This is a genomic window from Hydrogenophaga intermedia (assembly GCF_000723405.1).
GTDB lineage: Bacteria > Pseudomonadota > Gammaproteobacteria > Burkholderiales > Burkholderiaceae_C > Hydrogenophaga > Hydrogenophaga intermedia.
The window spans coordinates 1-4,073 of record NZ_CCAE010000101.1 but is presented as its reverse complement, the minus strand read 5'-3'; the positions used below and the strand labels follow the sequence as shown (position 1 = coordinate 4,073).

Genomic DNA, 4,073 nt, shown 5'->3' with positions numbered 1-4,073 from the left:
CTTCAGGTGTGTAAAAGAGACGTGGGCCACCCCATCCACGTGGACGGCGACCCGCGCATCCCCACACTGGCCGCGGTGTCCAAGGCCAACGGCTACTACGGGCGCCACTGGCGGTTGATGGGGGCCGGGCCCGCCGTGCTGAAGGAAGAAGTGGGCCGCGCGCTGCCCATCAACGCCGCCGGCGGCGTGGGCGCGATCTTCGCGGCCATGGGCCTGGACCCGTTGATGGCGCGCGGCCTGGGCCTGATCGGCCGCAGCGCGGGGCTGATCGCGCACGTACTGGAAGAGCGCTCGGCCCCCACAGGCCAGCAGATCTGGGACCTGGTGCTCTCGCAAGACCCGCGCAACGCGCTGCCCCAACGCGCGGGAGCGAAGCATGGCTGAACACGCCGCACCCGGCCCTTTCCGCACGCGCATCACCGAGCTGTTCGGCATCCGCCTGCCCATCTTGGCGGCGGGCCTGCAGTGGATATCGGACGCGAGCTACGTGAGCGCGGCCGTGCGCGCCGGCACCATGGGTTTCATCACCGCGCGCTCCTTCGCCTCACCCGACGCGGTGCGCGACGAGATCCGCCGCTGCCGCGACCTGTGCGGCAGCGACCGCTTCGGCGTGAACCTGTCGATGCTGCCGGTGCCGCAGCCGCACGAGCGCATGGAAGAACTGGTGGAGGTGATCGCCGAGGAGCGCGTGCCCTTCGTGGAGACCGCCGGACGCAACCCGCAACTGCACCTGCCGCTGCTGCGACAGGCCGGCGTGAAGCACATGCACAAAGTGCCCACGCTGCGGCACGCGCTGTCGGCGCAGAAGCTGGGCGTGGACGCGGTCTGCCTGGTGGGCGCCGAGGCCGGTGGCCACCCGGCGGCCGACCTGGTGGGCACGCTGGTGCAGGCCACGCTGCTGGCGCGCGCCATCACCATTCCCACCGTCATCGGCGGCGGCATCGGCACGGGCGAGCAGATCGTGGCCGCGCTGGCGCTGGGCGTGGACGGGGTGGCCATGGGCACGCGCTTCCTGGTGGCCGAAGAGGCCTGGGCGCACCGCGCTTACAAGGAACGCCTGGTGGCCGCCGACGAAACCGCCACCGCGCTGGTGATGCAGAGCCTGAACAACACCTCGCGTGCGCTGGCCAACGAGACCACGCGCACCGTGGCGCAGATGGAGCGCGAGGGCGCGGGCCTGGCCGAGCTGATGCCGCACATCACCGGCAAGCTGGGCCGCGCGGCCTACGCCTCGGGCGACGCCACGCACGGCCTCATCTCCCTGGGGCAGGCCGTCACCTTCGCCGACCGCATCGAGCCCTTCGCGGCCATCACGGCGCGGCTGGAGGAGGAGATCGCCGCCGCGCTGGCGCGGCTGGACGCGCAGCGCTGCGACGCGGCGAGCCTGGCATGAGCGTTGATTCCAAGACCATCCGCATCGGCTGCGGCGGCGGCTTCTGGGGCGACACGCCCGAGGGCCCGCGCCAGCTCATCGAACGCGGCCAGCTCGACTACCTGATGCTCGACTACCTGGCCGAGGTCACCATGTCCATCCTCGCGCGGGTGCGCGCGAAGAACCCGCAGGCCGGCTACGTGCCCGACGTCATCACCCACGTGGTGCGGCCCTTCGCGAAGCAAATTGCCGAACAGGGCATCAAGCTGATCGTGAACGCGGGCGGCGTGAACACCGAGGCCTGCAAGGCCGCGATCGAGAAGGAACTGGCCGCGCAGGGCGTGGCCCTGACGGTGGCCGCCGTGCTGGGCGACGACCTGATGGACCGAACCGACGCACTGCGCGCTGCGGGCGTGCGCGAGATGGCCAGCGGCGAGCCGCTGCCGGCGGCCCTGGTCTCGGCCAACGCCTACCTGGGCGCCTTCCCCATCGCCCAGGCGCTGGCGGCGGGCGCGCAGATCGTGGTCACCGGCCGCTGCGTGGACAGCGCGCTGGTGTTGGGCCCGCTGATCCACGAATTCGGTTGGCGCGCGCACCACCACGAGCTGCTCTCGGCCGGCTCGCTCGCGGGCCACGTCATCGAATGCGGGCCGCAGTGCACGGGCGGCTTCTCCACCGACTGGCAGGCGCTGCAGGACGGTTGGGACGACATCGGTTTTCCGATCGCCGAGTGCCACGCCGACGGCTCCTTCACCGTGAGCAAGCCCGAGGGCACGGGCGGCGCCGTGAACGTGGCGACGGTGAGCGAGCAGATCGCCTACGAAGTGGGCGACCCGCGCGCCTACTACCTGCCCGACGTGTGCTGCGACTGGTCGCAGGTGCGCGTGACGCAGCAGGGCTCCGACCGCGTGGCCGTGAGCGGCGCGCGCGGGCGCGCCCCCGGCCCACTGGTGAAGGTGAGCGCCACCTGGACCGACGGCCACCGCTGCATCGCCACCCTGCTGGTGCGCGGGCGCGAGGCGGCCGCCAAGGCCCATGCGGTGGGCGAGGCCATCCTGGCGCGCAGCGCGCGGGTGCTGATGCGCGAGCACCTGGGCGCCTTCAGCGAAACCTCGATCGAGGTGCTGGGCGCGGAGGACGGCTACGGCCCGCACGCCAGCGGCACCACGCCGCGCGAGGTGGTGCTCAAGCTCGCGGCGCGCCACCCGCAGGCGCGCGCGCTGGAGGTGTTGGCGGGCGAGGTGTTCCCAGCCGCCACCGGCACCGTGCAGGGCGTGGCGGGCGCGCACGGCGGGCGGCCCAAGGTGCAGCCCGTGGTGCGGCTGTACTCCTTCCTGCTCGACAAGGCGCGCGTGCCAGTGCGCGTGGTGGTGGGCGATGGCGCGGCGGCGGACGCGCCCTGGTCGGCGTCGCTCGACGACCCCGCGCCGCGCCCCGTGGCCACCGACGACACCGCCGCGCCGCGCCCCGCTGGCCCCAGCGTGCGCGTGCCGCTCGCCGCCATCGCCTATGCGCGCAGTGGCGACAAGGGCGACCTGTCCAACGTGGCGGTGATGGCGCGCCGGCCCGAGGCGCTGCCGCTGCTGCGCGAGCAGCTAACCCCCGAGCGCGTGAAGGCCTGGTTCGCGCACCTGGTGCGCGGGCCGGTGGAACGCTTCGACTGGCCGGGCCTGCACGGCCTGAACTTCCTGATGCACCAGGCCCTGGGCGGCGGCGGCGTGGCCTCGCTGCGCTTCGACCCGCAAGGCAAGGCACACGCCCAGATGCTGCTGGACATGCTGGTGGACGTGCCCCAGGCCTGGCTGCCCGAACTGCTCGATGGAGACACGCATGGATGAACCGGACCCGACCGGGGTGACAACCGAGCGGCGCGGCGCCGCGATGTGGCTGACCATCAACCGCGAGGCGCGGCGCAACGCGCTGAACGAAGACGTGGTGCGCCAGCTCGGCGACGGCATCGCCGCCGCGCAGGCCGACCCCGGCTGCCGCGTAATCGTGATCACCGGCGCGGGCAACAAGGCCTTCTGCGCCGGCGCCGACCTGCAGCAGCGCGGCGCGGGCAGCCCCTTCGACGTGGACTACTCGCGCCCGCGCCACTACCTGGTGGCGCTGTTCCGCACGATGCAGGCCTGCGGCCTGCCCATCGTCGCGCGCGTGAACGGCCACGCGCTGGCGGGCGGCTTCGGCCTGCTGTGCGCTTGCGACATGGCGGTGGCCGCGGACGACGCGCTGTTCGGCACGCCGGAAAGCAAGATCGGCCTCACGCCCATGATGATCCTGCCCGCCATGCAGCGCGTGCTGGCGCCGCGCGCGCTGATGGAGATGTGCATCACCGGCGAGCCCATCGGCGCGGCGCGCGCGTTCGAACTGGGCGTGGTGAACTACGTGGTGCCGCGCGCCGAGCTGGATGCGAAACTGGACTGGCTGCTGGCGCGCACCGTGGGGCGTTCGCCCGCCGCGCTGCGCCTGGGCAAGCAGGCCTTCAACGCCATGCGCGACATGACGCTGGAACAGGCGCAGGAGTACGCGCAGGCCATGGTGCCCACGATGGTGAGCACGGAAGACGCGCGCGAAGGCCTCGCGGCCTTTCAGCAGAAGCGCGAACCGGTCTGGCGCTGAGCGCGGCGCCCGGGACGCCCGGGTCCCGCACCTACACTCGCCGCCGTGACCGACGACGACCTGCCCCCATTGACCCCCACCC

At 72.8% G+C, this 4,073-nt stretch carries 4 protein-coding genes; all 4 read left to right on the top strand.

Annotated elements, in window-relative coordinates; translation table 11 throughout:
• Positions 1 to 384 (top strand): citrate/2-methylcitrate synthase (locus tag BN948_RS25150; RefSeq protein WP_035624771.1); only part of this gene is annotated, 384 nt, incomplete at its 5' end.
• Entirely contained in the window at positions 377 to 1,393 is a 1,017-nt protein-coding gene (locus BN948_RS25145; RefSeq protein WP_009517874.1) for an NAD(P)H-dependent flavin oxidoreductase, read from the top strand. The genes BN948_RS25150 and BN948_RS25145, both read left to right, overlap by 8 nt.
• Complete coding sequence (locus tag BN948_RS25140; RefSeq protein ID WP_009517873.1) at positions 1,390 to 3,210, top strand: acyclic terpene utilization AtuA family protein; 1,821 nt, start codon at positions 1,390 to 1,392, stop codon at positions 3,208 to 3,210. Before BN948_RS25145 ends, BN948_RS25140 begins: the two co-directional genes overlap by 4 nt.
• Positions 3,203 to 3,991: an enoyl-CoA hydratase-related protein gene (locus BN948_RS25135; RefSeq protein WP_009517872.1), complete on the top strand. Its 789-nt coding sequence runs from the start codon at positions 3,203 to 3,205 to the stop codon at positions 3,989 to 3,991. Before BN948_RS25140 ends, BN948_RS25135 begins: the two co-directional genes overlap by 8 nt.
• Positions 3,992 to 4,073 lie beyond the last annotated feature (82 nt).